The following is a 15,280-nucleotide window of genomic DNA, read 5'->3' on the forward strand; positions in this document are numbered from 1 at the left end:
ATTCCGATTCCGTACCAATATTTAATGCAAAAGTGAAAAATCCTGCCGAACCAGTCACAACTATGTAGTTATTCCAGCCCTGATAAAAAGCGCAATTAAAAAAAGCAGCTATCGCTGATTTGCATTATTTATCACCAGCAACATGCGTAATTTTCGTCCTCTTCCCCTCGCGCTGAACTCTGGTAATTTGTTGCCCTATACTGAACGCGCCCGTTAAGGGCATACCCCAAATAATTCAGATTGCAGCCATGCGGGCGGTTAACGCACCTGAAACCTGAACTATGACGGGTATACATCCTTCATTCATTTAAATGCAGGACACGTTGTTATGAAAAAACTTATGGTTGCCGGTGCAGCCTTACTTTACGTTGCCGTTTCTTCCGCTGCGATTGCCGCACCGGAAGAAACCGGTGCTGCAGCAGGCGCGCAGGCGGGAGCAATGTCCGCTGGTGCGTCCACTGCTGTGGGTATCGGGGCTCTCGGTGCGTTGGTAGGTCTCGGCATTGCCGCTTCTGGCGGTGGTGACGGTGCAAATACCGGTACAACAACCACGACCACAACGAGTACCACTCGTTGATGTAGCACCTTTAAACATAACCACACAGCCGTGTGGTTATTTTTTGCTTTGATTCGATTTAATCAGGGACACACAGTGCGCCGACTTCCTTTGCTGCTTCTCTGCCTGCTGCTACAGGCCTGCACACAAACCCAGAAAGGTCTGGAACAGACCGTCATGCTCGCCATTAAAGGGCCGGATGATGTCACGGTGACTAATGAGCAAGTGGCAAGCCTGCCCTACGCCAGCCTCTACGCCCGCATTAATGAAGGCCCGCGCATCTTTGTGGTGCTGGGTTACAACGAAAACGGCCAGCAGAAATGGGTCACCCAGGATAAAGCGATGCTGGCACTCCAGCATGGTCGTCTGGTGAAAACCCTGGGTCTGACCGACAACCTGTTGAACGTCAGCAATCTGGCGCAGGACCCGCTGGCGGACGCGTTACATCTGCAAAACGGTGCCAGCTGGACACGTGTCGTGCAGTGGTCTGAGCAGGATAATCAGCGTGCCGCCACCGCCATCTCGCAATTCCAGCGCGGCGACGACACGGTGCTGACTATTGCCGGACAGAGCGTAGCCTGCCGGGTATGGCACGAAACCGTACGCATCGACAGCATTGGGCGCGAATGGCAGAACACCTTCTGGATTGATAACCGCGATGGCACGGTAGTCCAGGCGAACCAGATGCTGGCTGCTGGCGACTTCCCGATTGAAACCACCATTCTGAAACCGGCGAAATCATGAAAAAAATAACGTCTTTGCTGGCAGGACTGGCGCTGTTCACTGCGGGCAACGCGCTGGCCGATAGCCAGGTTATCGTCCACGATGGGCAAAATCGCGCGACTTTACAGATCGATCATGCACAAAACCTCAGCCAGCTGGTAACTAACCCGGCGATCCACACCTGGTGGCCCGGTACGGTCATTGCCGAACGCGGCGCAACGGCGGTGGCTAAACAGCAGCAGCAACAACTGCTGGCGGATTTGCGCGTCTGGCAGGCAGATAACAGCGGTGACCGCGCAGCGGCGATTGGTGCCGTGATCCAGCAATTATCAGCGATGCCGGTGACAGGCCGTCAGTTTACCCCGCTCGACCCCGACTGGGTACGCTTGCGCCCGGGAGCCAATCGTAGCCTGCTGGGCAATTATGACCTTTACACGCTGGCACCGCCCACTCAGGTGCTGGTACTCGGCGCACTGGAAAATCCTGGCAAAGTGCTCTGGCAGCCGGGCCGAACGGTGCGTGACTATCTTGACGACCACGATCGTCTTTCCGGTGGTGACCGCAGTTTTGCCACGGTAATTGCGCCATCCGGTCAGACCCGGCAGGTGCCCATTGCTTACTGGAATCAGCGCCATGTGGAGGTAGAGCCGGGCAGCATTATCTGGCTCGGTTTCTCGTCCTGGAGCCTGCCATGGGGCCAGAGCGACCTGAATGACCGCATGATTTCTGTTCTGACTCACCGGATCCCAGACTGATGAAAAAACAATTACTTCTCAGCCTGCTGGCTGTGGCTGTTTCCGCTGCCTGTGATGCTAATGCGGCAACCTATGACGATCCGATTGGCCCGTCACAATCTGACTTCGGCGGCGCTGGCCTGATGCAGGTTCCTACCGCGCGTATGTCCCGTGATGGCGAGTTCAGCCTTAACTATCGTAATAACGATCAATACCGCTACTATTCCGCGTCACTGCAACTGTTCCCGTGGCTGGAGACCACCGTGCGTTATACCGACGTACGTACCCGTCGCTACAGTTCCTCGGAAAGCTTCAGCGGTGACCAGAGTTATAAAGACAAAGCCTTCGATCTGAAACTGCGCCTGTGGCAGGAAAGCTACTGGCTGCCGGAAGTGTCATTCGGTGCGCGCGATTTGGGCGGTACCGGCCTGTTCGACAGCGAATATCTGGTGGGCACCAAAGCCTGGGGGCCGTTCGATTTCACCTTCGGCATCGGCTGGGGTTATCTCGGCAACAGCGGCACCATCAAAAACCCGTTCTGTTCCTACAGCGATAGCTTCTGTACCCGAACTAACGGCGGCGGTACGGCGGGGTCGATTAACGGTTCCCAGATGTTCCACGGTCCGGCAGCGCTGTTCGGTGGTATCGAGTATCAAACGCCGTGGCAGCCGCTGCGTCTGAAAGTCGAATACGAAGGCAACAATTATCAGGACGATTTCGCGGGCCGTCTGGAGCAAAACAGCAAGGTTAACGTCGGCGCGATTTATCGCATCACTGACTGGGCAGACATCAACGCCAGTTACGAACGCGGCAATACCTTTATGTTTGGCTTTACGCTGCGCACTAACTTTGACGATTTACGTCAACCGCATATCGACAGCGCCAAACCGGCTTACAATCCGCAGCCGCAGGGCGACCTGTTGCAGTCCACGGTGGTAGCCAACCAGCTGACCGATCTGAAATACAACGCCGGTCTTGATGGTCCGAAGATTCAGACCAAAGGCGATACCCTGTATGTCTCTGGCGAGCAGACCAAATACCGTGATACGCGCGAAGGGGTCGATCGGGCTAACCGCATCATCGTCAATAACCTGCCTGAAGGCATCAATACCATTGATGTGACTGAGTCGCGCTTCAATATGCCGCAGGTGACCACGCGGACCGATGTCGCCAGCCTGAAAAACGATCTCTCCGGCTACCCGCTCGGTCACGAACAGCCGCTGCAGCAGACACGTATCAATCCAGTCGATCCCGGCTCAACCGAGCAGGGATATTTCATCCGCAGAGATCGCCTGAATTACAGCCTGTCGCCGGTGCTGAACCAGTCAGTAGGTGGGCCGGAAAGCTTCTACATGTACCAATTGGGCGTGATGGGTAACGTCGATTACCAGCTGACGGATCACCTGCTGGTCAGTGGCAGCCTGTTCGGTAACCTCGCCAATAACTACGACAAGTTTAACTACAACGGCCTGACAGCCAATTCCGCCCTGCCGCGCGTGCGTACCCATATTCGCCAGTACGTTGAGAACAACGTGTATGTGAATGATCTGCAAGCCAACTACATGCGCTACCTCGGCAATGACTTCTATGGCCAGGTGTACGGTGGTTATCTGGAAACCATGTACGGCGGCGTAGGTGGCGAAGTGTTGTATCGTCCGGTGGACAGTAACTGGGCGATTGGCGTCGATGCCAACTACGTCAAGCAGCGTGACTGGGACAACATGATGCAGTTCACCGACTACAAAGCACCTGTCGGTAATCTGACTGCTTACTGGCGTCCGTGGTTTATGCAGAACGTGCTGGTGAAAGCGAGCGTGGGCCAGTATCTGGCGAAGGATAAAGGTGTGACGCTGGATATGTCGAAGCAATTCGACAGCGGCGTGATCGTCGGTTTCTATGCCACCAAAACCAACGTCTCGGCGGCAGAGTATGGCGAAGGCAGCTTCACCAAAGGCTTCTATATCTCGATCCCGATGGACCTGTTTACCGTCACGCCAACACGTGGTCGTGCGCAGGTGAACTGGGTACCGCTGACGCGTGACGGCGGCCAGATGCTGGGTCGTAAATATCAGCTGTATGATATGACGTCAGATCGCGACGCGCGCTTTAATTAACCTGCCGTAAAAATGGGCGGCCCGCTGGGTCGCCAGTCTGCGCGATAAATCGCGCCGCTACGGTCCAGTGGGTGATTGTAGCGGCGCGATTCATCGCGCAAAGATTAGTCCGCATCGTATCCCAGGTTAGGTGCTAACCAACGCTCGACTTCACTGACGCTCATCCCCTTACGTGCCGCATAATCCTCCACCTGATCGCGCTGAATCTGCGCCACGGCAAAATAACGGCTGTCGGGATGGCTGAAGTACCAGCCGGAAACCGACGCCCCCGGCCACATGGCGAAGGATTCCGTCAGCTTCATACCGGTGTGGGTCTCCACATCCAGCAGTTGCCAAATCTGGGCTTTCTCCGTGTGTTCCGGGCAGGCCGGATAACCCGGAGCCGGACGGATTCCCTGATAGTTCTCACGAATCAACTCTTCATTGCTGAGATTCTCATGCGCACCAAAGCCCCAGATCACCTTACGCACCCGTTCGTGCAGATATTCTGCAAAGGCTTCTGCCAGACGATCCGCGACGGCCTTAATCATGATTTTGTTGTAGTCATCATGCTGCTGGTCGTACGCCTCAGCCAGCGCATCTTCCTCCAGCCCGCCGGTCACGGCGAACGCGCCGAGATAGTCTGCTTTGCCACTCGATTTCGGTGCGACAAAATCCGCCAGGCAATAGTTGGCAAAGTCGGTTTTCTCGGTTTGCTGACGTAAGTGATGGCTCACACACAACACCTGGCTACGGCTTTCGTCGCTGTAAATCTGGATATCATCCCCCACGCGGTTGGCCGGGAAAATCCCCACCACACCCCGCGGTTGCAGCGTACCGTTCTGGCTCAACATATCGAGCATCGCGTTCGCATCGTGGAACAGGCGCTGCGCCTCTTCCCCCACCACCTCATCTTCCAGGATGCGTGGATATTTCCCGGCCAGCGACCAGGTCATAAAGAACGGCGTCCAGTCGATATAGTTACGCAGCGTTTCGATGCTGGCTTCCACCGGGCTGACGCCGAGGCGATGGGCCACTGGCGGCGTGTAGCTTTCCCAGTCAAAGGAGAAATCGTTGTCACGCGCGGTTTGCAGGCTGACCGGCGGCGTGCGCGGCTTTTTACGCGCGTGCTGAATGCGCACGGTGTCGTACTCTTTGCGCGTACGCGCGACAAAATCTTCTTTCAGGCTGGGCGACAGCAGCGATGACACCACGCCTACGGTACGTGAGGCGTTCTGTACGTAAACCGTCGGGCCGCTGTAGTTCTGCTCGATTTTCACCGCGGTATGCGCTTTCGAGGTGGTGGCACCGCCAATCAGTAACGGCATGGAAAAGCCCTGACGCTCCATCTCCTTCGCCACGTTAACCATCTCATCCAGCGACGGGGTAATCAGCCCGGACAAACCAATAATATCGGCCTTCTGCTCGACGGCGGTTTTCAGGATTTTGTCACTCGGCACCATCACGCCGAGATCGATAATTTCGTAGTTGTTACATTGCAGCACCACACCGACGATATTTTTACCGATGTCGTGCACGTCACCTTTCACCGTCGCCAGCACGATTTTACCGTTGCTGCGGCCCGCTTCTTTACTGGCCTGGATATAGGGTTCAAGGTAAGCCACCGCCTGTTTCATCACGCGTGCAGATTTCACCACCTGCGGCAGGAACATCTTCCCTTCGCCGAACAGATCGCCCACCACATTCATGCCGGACATCAGCGGCCCTTCAATCACCTCAATCGGGCGGGCGGAAGCCTGGCGCGCCTCTTCGGTGTCCTGCTCAATAAATTCGGTGATGCCTTTAACCAGCGAATATTCGAGACGTTTGACCACATCCCAGCTGCGCCATTCCGCCAGTTGCTTTTCCTGCTCGCCGTCGCCTTTGGCTCCACGGTATTTCTCCGCCAGCTCCAGCAACCGTTCGGTACCATCATCACGGCGATTGAGGATCACGTCTTCCACCGCATCACGCAACTCGGCAGGCAAATCGTCATAAATCGCCAGCTGACCGGCGTTAACGATCCCCATATCCATGCCGTTGCGAATTGCGTAGTAGAGGAACACCGCATGAATCGCTTCACGCACCGGGTCATTGCCACGGAACGAGAACGACACGTTCGAGACGCCACCGGAGATCATCGCATGCGGCAGCTGACGTTTGATGTCTTCACAGGCACCGATGAAGTCCATGGCGTAGTTGTTGTGTTCTTCGATACCGGTGGCGACCGCAAAGATGTTCGGGTCAAAAATGATGTCTTCCGGCGGGAAACCCACCTCTTCGGTGAGGATCTGGTAAGCACGGCGGCAAATCTCGATTTTACGCGCGCGGGTATCCGCCTGGCCCACTTCGTCAAACGCCATCACCACCATGGCGGCACCGTAGCGACGCACTTTGCGTGCGTGATCGATAAACATCTCGATGCCTTCTTTCATCGAGATCGAGTTGACGATGCCTTTGCCCTGGATGCATTGCAGCCCTTTCTCGATCACCTCCCATTTGGAGGAGTCGATCATAATCGGCACGCGGGCGATATCCGGCTCACCGGCAATCAGATTCAGGAAGCGAACCATCGCCGCTTCCGCATCCAGCATGCCTTCATCCATGTTGATATCGATGATTTGCGCGCCGCTTTCGACCTGCTGGCGCGCCACATCCAGCGCTTCGTTGTATTTTTCTTCTTTGATCAGACGCTTAAATTTGGCCGAGCCGGTAACGTTGGTACGTTCTCCGACGTTCACAAACAGCGAATCCGCGCTGATATTCAGGGGCTCCAGCCCGGATAAGCGGCAGGCAACCGGTATCTCCGGCAGCTTACGCGGCGCAACGCCGTCCACTGCTGCCACCATCGCCGCAATATGCTCTGGCGTGGTGCCGCAGCAGCCACCAATGATGTTGAGGAAACCCGAACGCGCCCATTCACCAATTTGTTCCGCCATGGTGGCGGCATCCAGGTCATATTCGCCGAAAGCATTCGGCAGACCGGCGTTAGGGTGCGCGGTGACATAACCTTCGGCAATGCGCGACAGCTCCGCCACGTATTGACGCAGTTCATCCGGCCCCAGTGCGCAGTTAAGACCAAAAGATAACGGTTCGGCGTGGCGCAGCGAGTTATAAAAGGCTTCGGTGGTTTGCCCGGACAGGGTACGGCCAGAGGCATCGGTAATGGTGCCGGAGATCATCAGCGGCAGCTTCACGCCCATCGCCTCCATCTCCGCCTGGACCGCATAAATAGCCGCTTTGGCGTTCAGGGTATCGAACACCGTTTCAATCATAATGAGGTCGGAACCGCCGGCGATCAGCGCATGGGTGGATTCACGATAGGCGTCCACCAGCTGATTAAAGGTCACGTTACGAAATGCCGGATCGTTCACATCCGGTGAGATGGAACAGGTACGGTTGGTCGGGCCAAGCACTCCGGCGACGTAACGCGGGCGCTCAGGCGTTTTAGCGCTCCACTCATCGGCACAGGCGCGCGCCAGCCGGGCAGCTTCGAGGTTGATCTCCGCCGACAGCGCTTCCATTTCGTAATCCGCCATCGCAATGGTGGTTGAATTGAAAGTGTTGGTTTCCAGAATATCGGCACCTGCCGCGAGGTAAGCGTTATGGATCTCGCGAATCACCTCGGGTTTGGACAGCACCAGCAAATCGTTATTGCCTTTGAGATCGCACGGCCAGTCAGCAAAGCGGCTGCCACGAAAATCCTGCTCATCCAGTTTATAGCTCTGGATCATGGTGCCCATGCCACCGTCCAGAATCATGATGCGTCGCGCGAGCTGCTGATGCAGCGCTTCTATTCTGTTACTCACTGTTGCCCCGTCCACGTCATTACGTTGGCTGAAATGCCAGCCAGACATACTGGCACAACTTTCAGGTGGGTAAAAGTTATGACGGATGAGACATTTTCAGGGTGAAACCCTGACAGATCCGACCAGTAAGTCAGCATTTGCATTCGCAGGGTGAAAAACGAAAATGGTTTCCATATCTGATGCGACTATGGAGAAGTCATGGCTACCCCTGCGCCCGCGAAACGCGGCAAAAAACCCCGTACTGCGGCGGCTACTGCGGCCCCGGCTGGCGGCCAGGTCCAGTCCCTGACGCGCGGTCTGCGTCTGCTGGAACTGATTGCAGAATCGAACGGCAGCGTGGCGCTGACCGAACTGGCCCAACAGGCTGGTCTGCCCAACTCCACCACCCATCGCCTGCTGACCACCATGCAGCAGCAGGGCTTTGTCCATCAGGTTGGGGACTTAGGTTTCTGGGCTATCGGCCCGCATGCCTTTGTGGTCGGCAGCAGCTTCCTGCAAAGCCGCAATCTGCTGGCGATTGTGCATCCGATTCTGCGCAAGTTGATGGAAGACGCCGGAGAAACGGTGAATCTGGCGGTGCTGGATCTCAGCGATTATCAGGCGGTGATTATCGACCAGGTGCAGTGCACCCAGCTGATGCGTATGTCCGCGCCGATTGGCGGCAAGCTGCCAATGCACGCCTCCGGGGCTGGAAAAGCCTTCCTGGCCCATCTGAGTGATGACCAGGTCACTACGCTGCTGCATCAGAAAGGCCTGCATTACTACACGCCGAAAACGCTGATGTCACCGCACAGCCTGAAAGAGAATCTGGCGCTCATTCGCAAAGTGGGTTTTTCCCATGATGATGAAGAACACGCGCTGGGCCTGCGCTGCGTCGCGGCACCGATTTACGATGAACACGGTGAACCTTTCGCCGCCATCTCGATTTCCGGGCCGATCGCGCGTATGACCGATGACCGCATCACCGAACTCGGCGCACTGGTGATCCGTGCGGCGAAACAGGTAACGCTGGCGTACGCCGGTCGTTAAGCCGCGATCGTGGCATAGCGCACGCTGAAGCGCTGTGCCGCGCGCCACGCCATCACCTCTTCAATATGCCCCTGACGAATCCGCGCTTGCTGCGCACGCCACCAGCCGGGATCGAACAGCTCCGGGTGCAGCGCCAGCAGTAACTTACCGGTTGCCGGTTCGCTGCACAGCGCATAGCGGAAGGTTTCCGGGAAGACATCGTCTGGTCCGACGCTGTACCACGGCTCGGCCTGCAACTCGTCCTCTTCGTAACGGGCTGGCGGCACATCGCGGAACTGAAGCTCTGTCATCGGGCGGATTTCATCGTAATCGTAAAACACCACCCGTCCGTGGCGCGTCATGCCGAAATTTTTAAACAGCATGTCGCCGGGGAAAATATTGGCTGCCGCCAGTTGCCGGATGGCATCGCCATACTCTTCAATCGCGTGCTGACGCTGCGCCGGGTTGGCCTGCATCAGCCACAGGTTCAGCGGCTGCATTCGTCGCTCCAGCCACAGATGGCGAATGATCACCACGTCATCTTCGATACAAATTTTCTCCGGGATATCGCGCTCGAACTCAGCCATCAGCGCCGCCGGAATACGCGCACGCGGCAACGCAAAGTGTTCAAACTCCTGGGTGTCGGCCATGCGGCCTACACGGTCATGCTCTTTGACCAGCCGATAACAATCACGTACCTGCGCATCCGTCACCTCTTTCTGCGGGGCAAAGCGGTCCTTAATCACCTTAAACACCCGGTCAAAACCCGGCAGGGTAAACACCAACATCACCATGCCGCGCACGCCGGGCGCGATGGTGAAATCTTCCTGACTGTGCGTCAGGTAATGCAGATATTCGCGGTAGCACTCGGTTTTACCGTGCTTCTGGCAACCAATCGCCATATAGCGTTCGGCGGTGGTTTTGCCGGGCAGAATCGGTTGCAGCCAGTCCACCAGCGCGGCGGGCACCGGGGCGTAAACCATAAAGTAGGCGCGGGCGAAACCGAAGACGATGCTGGCATCGTTGCTGTCGGTAAGACAGGTGTCGATCCACAGCCGTCCGGCCTCATCGCGCTGAATCGGTAACAGGCACGGCAGCGTGTCATCTTCCAGCTGCAGGCGCGCCACAATCCACGCGGTTTTATTGCGGTAAAACAGCTCGCTGGCAACATCCAGCGTCGCCGTCGCCAGCTGAGCTGCGCTGAATTGCTCATGCAGATGACGCACGATCCAGCTGATATCGCGCGCCTGATCCTGCCAAGGCAAACGTAACGGAATGTCGTTGAAGATCTGGCGCAGCGTTTCCTGCCAGCTGTGCTGTGGCCGATACAGGCGCGACAACGGGCGTGGTGATGCCGGAGCCGGAGCGAACGGCTGCGAAGGAAAGATAAATAATCGCTGCGGTGTCAGGTGGCTATGGCCCTGCAACCGGCAATATACCGAATTAAAGAAACTTTCAGCGATCTCATGGCGTGGATAGCCCGGCAGCAGAGTTTCGTAGTGGCTTTTCACCCGCAGCCAGAAACCTTCATCCCAGTCGGACGCCCCATTGAGGATGCGCAGCTGATTTGCCACCAGCCCAACATGATGATCATAAAGGTGGATACGTGCTTTCATCGCCTGCTGCACGGCATGCCAGTCAGCCTGCTCAAAACGCTGTTGAGCACCGGCGGTAATATCGAGAAAGCGACCATACTGCGCGTCAAATCCTTGCAGGATGGTGTGAGCAATGAGGGATTCTCTCGGCGGCATCGGCACGTCTCCCGGCAAAATGGCCCCTCCATGGGCCAGCATCACAACTCAGAACTGCGCGGCTTCGGTAGAACCGGTTAACGCGGTGACCGACGATTTACCCCCCTGGATCACCGTGGTGATGCGGTCAAAATAGCCAGTACCCACTTCCTGCTGATGTGATGAGAAGGTGTAACCCTTATCACGCGCAGCAAATTCCGGCTGCTGTACCTTCTCAACGTAGTGGCGCATGCCCTCGCCCTGCGCATAGGCATGCGCCAGGTCGAACATGTTGAACCACATGCTATGGATACCCGCCAGGGTGATGAACTGGAAGCGGTAACCCATCTCGCTCAGCGCCTGCTGGAAGCGGGCGATGGTGCGATCGTCGAGGTTTTTCTTCCAGTTGAACGACGGCGAGCAGTTGTAGGCCAGCAACTTGCCCGGGTACTGCGCGTGAATCGCCTCGGCAAAACGCTGCGCCAGTGCCAGGTCCGGCGTTGAAGTTTCACACCACAGCACATCGGCGTAGGGCGCATAGGCCAGACCACGGCTGATGGCCTGCTCAATCCCGGCACGGGTGCGGAAGAAACCTTCCGAGGTGCGTTCGCCGGTGATAAACGCCCGATCGTATTCATCGCAGTCGGAGGTGATGAGATCGGCCGCATCAGCGTCGGTACGGGCAATCAGCACCGTCGGGACGTCCATCACATCAGCTGCCAGACGTGCCGCCACCAGTTTCTGAATCGCCTCCTGGGTTGGCACCAGCACTTTACCGCCCATATGGCCGCATTTCTTCACCGCCGCCAGCTGGTCTTCAAAATGCACCGCCGCCGCACCGGCCTGAATCATCGATTTCATCAACTCAAAGGCGTTGAGCACCCCGCCAAACCCGGCTTCCGCATCCGCCACAATCGGCAGGTAGTAATCAATAAAGCCTTCAACCTCCGGCGACATCCCGCTGGCCCACTGAATCTGATCGGCACGCTGGAAACTCTGGTTAATACGCTCCACCACCGCCGGCACCGAATTCACCGGATAAAGCGACTGATCCGGGTACATCTGCCCGGCAAGGTTGGCATCCGCCGCGACCTGCCAGCCAGAGAGATAGATGGCCTCAATGCCTGCTTTCGCCTGTTGCACCGCCTGGCCGCCCGTCAATGCCCCCAGGCTGTTGATATACCCTTTCTGCGATTCCCCATTCAGCAGCGACCACAGCTTTTGCGCCCCCCGCTCCGCCAGGGTACAGGCCGGATTGACGGAACCGCGTAAATTCACCACATCCTGGGCGCTGTAAGGTCGGGTAATTCCCTGCCAGCGTGCATCCTGCCAGGTGGTTTCCAGCTGTTTGATTTGTTGCGTACGAGTCGTCATAGCAATATCTCCCGGGGTCAGGGCAGCAGGCGGTAGCCTGGCAGGGTGAGGAAAGGAACCAGCTCATCATCGGTGGTGATTTGTGCCATCAGCGCGGCGGCATCGGCAAAACGTCCGTTTCGGCAACGTTCTTCACCGAGGCTGTGCTGCAACGCCGTCAGTTCTTCATCCAGCAGCTGTTCAAAAAGCGCCGCCGTTACCAGCTGGCCATCGCTGAGAATTTGCTTGTGGCGAATCCATTGCCAGATCGAGGTGCGGGCAATTTCGGCAGTGGCCGCATCTTCCATCAGGCCATCAATCGGCACACAACCATTCCCACTGATCCAGGCTTCAAGATATTGCAGCGCCACGCGAATGTTGGCACGCATCCCTGCTTCGGTGCGTTTGCCACGGCAAGGCAGCAGCAGCCGTTCCGCGGTGACCGGGCTATCCTGCTCACGGCTGACATGCATTTGATTAGGTTGATCACCCAGCTGGCGATTAAATTCCGCCATCGCGATATCGGCCAGGCCGGGATGCGCCACCCAGGTGCCATCGTGACCGTTCGCTGCTTCGCGCGCTTTGTCTTCCTGCACTTTCTGCGTGACCCAGGCGTTGCGTTGCGGGTCTTTGCTCGGGATCAGCGCCGACATTCCCCCCATCGCCAGTGCGCCACGGCGGTGGCAGGTTCTGATCAGCAGCCGCGAATAGGCATCGAGGAACGGCTGATCCATCGTGATTTGCTGGCGATCCGGCAGGATACGCTCACCATGCTGACCGAGGGTTTTGATATAGCTGAAGATGTAATCCCAGCGGCCACAGTTCAGCCCAACGACGTGATCACGCAATTCCCACAGGATCTCATCCATCTGGAATACCGCTGGCAGCGTTTCAATCAATACCGTGGCTTTGATGGTGCCACGCGGCAGATCAAAGCGATCTTCACTGAAACGGAAGATCTCACGCCACCACGCCACTTCGCTGGCATGTTCGGTTTTTGGCAGATAGAACCAGGGTCCGTGGCCCTTCTCCAGCAGCGCGTCTACGTTGTGAAACAGGTACAGCGCAAAATCAAACAGCCCTGCGGGGATAGCGCGATCGCGCCATTCCACATGCTTTTCATCCAGATGCAGACCACGGACACGGCACATCAGCAGCGCGGGATCGGATCGTAACTGGTAGATCTTGCCGGTTTCACTGGTGAAACTCAGCGTCCCCTTCACTGCATCACGTAACGCCAGTTGACCATCGACCAGTTTTTCCCAGGTCGGTGCCAGCGAATCCTCAAAATCCGCCATAAATACTTTCACGTTAGCATTCAAGGCATTGATCACCATTTTGCGATCCGGCGGACCGGTGATCTCTACGCGGCGATCGCGCAGCAGTTGGGGTATCGGACGTACCTGCCACTCGTTTTCACGAATGGAAGCCGTTTCCGAATCAAAGCCTGGCAATGCACCCTGATCATAACGCTGCTGGCGTTGCTGACGGGCTTTTAGCAGGCGCTCGCGTTCCGGGGCAAAACGCGCCACCAGAGAGTGCAGAAAGTCGATGGCTTCCGGGGTGAGCAGCTGCTTTTCCGCGTGGGTAAAGGGCTGGCTAAAGGTTAATGTGCTGCTGATAACCGAGTCTGTCATGCGGGCTGCCTCCTGTGTTGATCCCGTTCTGGGTTGCGGGATCCGGCTGTAGGGTGTTTTTTAACCTGCAAGATCAGAGCATAATGATTTTTATTTTATTTTCAAAAACTATTTCCATTTTTATGGTTAAATGCACTTATCATACTGATTATTATGTAATTTAAAGACTCGAAATAAAGGCAATAACTTCCACCTTATGATTCAGGCAAAAAAATGCCGTGGCTACACGAGGTGGCCACGGCATGGTCAGTGGGATGTATCGGTTATTCGAGTGTTGGGTTCATATGCCGCAGATCAAACGGTGTGATCTGATACACGTAGTAGTTCAGCCAGTTGGAGAACAACAGGTTGCCATGGCTGCGCCAGGTTGCGCGTGGCGGCAGCTCGGGATTGTCCTGTGGGAAATAGTTCCACGGAACCTCTGGGTTCAACCCGGCATCGTAATCACGATGGTATTCACCGGATAACGTCAGTGCATCGTATTCCGGATGGCCGGTGACAAACGCGAGGCGTTTATCCTTACTCGCCATCAGATACGCTCCGGTGGTTTCTGATTCGGCAAATAACTCCAGATCGGTGTAATCACGAATCAGCTGACTGGGGAAATCAGCATAGCGTGAGTGCGGGGCAAGGAAGTTGTCATCAAAACCGCGCGTCAGTAACGCATGTGGATGCAGAATCTGATGTTCATAGACACCGGACAACTTATTCTGGCGCGTCTGCTTTGGAATACCATACAGAATATTCAACGCCGCCTGCACCGCCCAACAGACAAACAACGTCGAGGTAACGTGTTCTTTTGCCCAGTGCAGCACACGCTGAATCTGCGGCCAGTAAGCGACATCGTTGAAGTCCACCAGGCCGAGCGGTGCGCCGGTGACAATCAAGCCGTCAAAGTTATCATGCTGAATATCATCGAAATTACAGTAAAAGTTGTTCAGGTGCTCAGTCGGTGTATTGCGTGACTCACGGCTGTCGATACGCAGCAGCTGAATATCGATCTGCAACGGCGAGTTGGATAGCAGACGCAGAAACTGGTTTTCGGTTTCAATCTTTTTCGGCATCAGATTGAGTACCAGCACCTTCAGCGGACGGATCTCCTGGACACGGGCGCGCGATGACGTCATGACAAAGACATTCTCATTACGCAGAAAATTCACTGCCGGTAACTCGTCGGGGATCCTGATTGGCATAACCTGCTCACCTCTTACAACCGTATAAACGTTTAGACATCCAGATGCCTGACATTAGCCTGGTGCAGTGAGAATGTCGAGTCTTCATGCGGTTTATGAAAATGTTTCAGCTTAATGCATCATAAGCAGGCATAAGCCGCAATAAACTGCAGATACCTTAAATTAAGGCAACGCCCGGCTTATTTTAATCAGTAAAAATATAAATCTATATTTATTTGGTTTATTACCCATATCGTTTTGGTTGATTAAATACCACCAATTAAAATAAATGCGCAAATTAAATTTCAATTATTTTTAAATATAAAACAAAGTAAATTCAATGCATTGTGAATCACATTGCTTTGAATCAAAAGTCATATATATATATTTGTAAAATAAAAATCCAGCCTGATGTATAAGTCATTCCTGCTATTAAAAAAGACATCAATATTAACGCCTCATTTT

10 protein-coding genes are annotated in these 15,280 nt (G+C 55.6%); 5 read left to right on the top strand and 5 right to left on the bottom strand.

Going from position 1 to position 15,280, the window contains the following annotated elements; all coding sequences use genetic code 11:
* Positions 1-328: 328 nt before the first annotated feature.
* The 4 genes from yjbE (at position 329) to RCF31_RS11615 (ending at position 4,127) form a co-directional block, all read left to right on the top strand.
* Positions 329-577, top strand: coding sequence for an exopolysaccharide production protein YjbE (gene yjbE / locus RCF31_RS11600; protein ID WP_084871778.1), 249 nt, complete (start codon positions 329-331; stop codon positions 575-577).
* Positions 578-652: 75 nt separating this feature from the next.
* Positions 653-1,300, top strand: a complete 648-nt coding sequence (locus RCF31_RS11605) for a YjbF family lipoprotein (protein ID WP_416410573.1) — start codon at positions 653-655, stop codon at positions 1,298-1,300.
* Complete coding sequence (locus RCF31_RS11610; RefSeq protein WP_416410575.1) at positions 1,297-2,034, top strand: capsule biosynthesis GfcC family protein; 738 nt, start codon at positions 1,297-1,299, stop codon at positions 2,032-2,034. The genes RCF31_RS11605 and RCF31_RS11610 overlap by 4 nt, the downstream gene beginning before the upstream one ends.
* Positions 2,034-4,127, top strand: coding sequence for a YjbH domain-containing protein (locus RCF31_RS11615; protein WP_416410577.1), 2,094 nt, complete (start codon positions 2,034-2,036; stop codon positions 4,125-4,127). The genes RCF31_RS11610 and RCF31_RS11615 overlap by 1 nt, the downstream gene beginning before the upstream one ends.
* Before the next feature lie 104 nt (positions 4,128-4,231).
* Here RCF31_RS11615 and metH read toward each other — a convergent pair whose 3' ends face one another.
* Positions 4,232-7,867: a methionine synthase gene (gene metH / locus RCF31_RS11620; protein ID WP_416413248.1), complete on the bottom strand. Its 3,636-nt coding sequence runs from the start codon at positions 7,865-7,867 to the stop codon at positions 4,232-4,234.
* 246 nt (positions 7,868-8,113) lie between these two features.
* Between metH and iclR the strand changes: the two genes are divergently transcribed.
* Positions 8,114-8,944: a glyoxylate bypass operon transcriptional repressor IclR gene (gene iclR / locus RCF31_RS11625; protein WP_416410579.1), complete on the top strand. Its 831-nt coding sequence runs from the start codon at positions 8,114-8,116 to the stop codon at positions 8,942-8,944.
* Here iclR and aceK read toward each other — a convergent pair.
* The 4 genes from aceK to metA all read right to left on the bottom strand — a co-directional run bounded on the left by aceK (position 8,941) and on the right by metA (position 14,836).
* Positions 8,941-10,674 (bottom strand): bifunctional isocitrate dehydrogenase kinase/phosphatase, encoded by a 1,734-nt coding sequence (gene aceK, locus RCF31_RS11630; RefSeq protein ID WP_416410581.1) that lies wholly within the window; start codon positions 10,672-10,674, stop codon positions 8,941-8,943. The genes iclR and aceK overlap by 4 nt on opposite strands.
* A gap of 48 nt (positions 10,675-10,722) precedes the next feature.
* The gene (aceA, locus tag RCF31_RS11635; protein ID WP_084871772.1) at positions 10,723-12,027 is read right to left on the bottom strand and encodes an isocitrate lyase; all 1,305 of its coding nucleotides are present in this window, start codon (positions 12,025-12,027) and stop codon (positions 10,723-10,725) included.
* Positions 12,028-12,044: 17 nt separating this feature from the next.
* Entirely contained in the window at positions 12,045-13,643 is a 1,599-nt protein-coding gene (gene aceB, locus RCF31_RS11640) for a malate synthase A (RefSeq protein WP_416410583.1), read from the bottom strand.
* 263 nt (positions 13,644-13,906) lie between these two features.
* Positions 13,907-14,836, bottom strand: a complete 930-nt coding sequence (gene metA / locus RCF31_RS11645; protein WP_310618074.1) for a homoserine O-acetyltransferase MetA — start codon at positions 14,834-14,836, stop codon at positions 13,907-13,909.
* Positions 14,837-15,280: the final 444 nt, after the last annotated feature.

The organism is Pantoea sp. App145, assembly GCF_047947045.1.
Classification (GTDB): domain Bacteria; phylum Pseudomonadota; class Gammaproteobacteria; order Enterobacterales; family Enterobacteriaceae; genus Pantoea.

Bases quoted from the DNA above. Each gene is read 5' to 3' on its own strand.
- aceA (WP_084871772.1), bottom strand. From the start codon at position 12,027: ATGACGACTCGTACGCAACAAATCAAACAGCTGGAAACCACCTGGCAG.
- RCF31_RS11610 (WP_416410575.1), top strand. From the start codon at position 1,297: ATGAAAAAAATAACGTCTTTGCTGGCAGGACTGGCGCTGTTCACTGCG.
- RCF31_RS11615 (WP_416410577.1), top strand. From the start codon at position 2,034: ATGAAAAAACAATTACTTCTCAGCCTGCTGGCTGTGGCTGTTTCCGCT.
- aceB (WP_416410583.1), bottom strand. From the start codon at position 13,643: ATGACAGACTCGGTTATCAGCAGCACATTAACCTTTAGCCAGCCCTTT.
- yjbE (WP_084871778.1), top strand. From the start codon at position 329: ATGAAAAAACTTATGGTTGCCGGTGCAGCCTTACTTTACGTTGCCGTT.
- metA (WP_310618074.1), bottom strand. From the start codon at position 14,836: ATGCCAATCAGGATCCCCGACGAGTTACCGGCAGTGAATTTTCTGCGT.
- aceK (WP_416410581.1), bottom strand. From the start codon at position 10,674: ATGCCGCCGAGAGAATCCCTCATTGCTCACACCATCCTGCAAGGATTT.
- iclR (WP_416410579.1), top strand. From the start codon at position 8,114: ATGGCTACCCCTGCGCCCGCGAAACGCGGCAAAAAACCCCGTACTGCG.
- metH (WP_416413248.1), bottom strand. From the start codon at position 7,867: ATGATTCTGGACGGTGGCATGGGCACCATGATCCAGAGCTATAAACTG.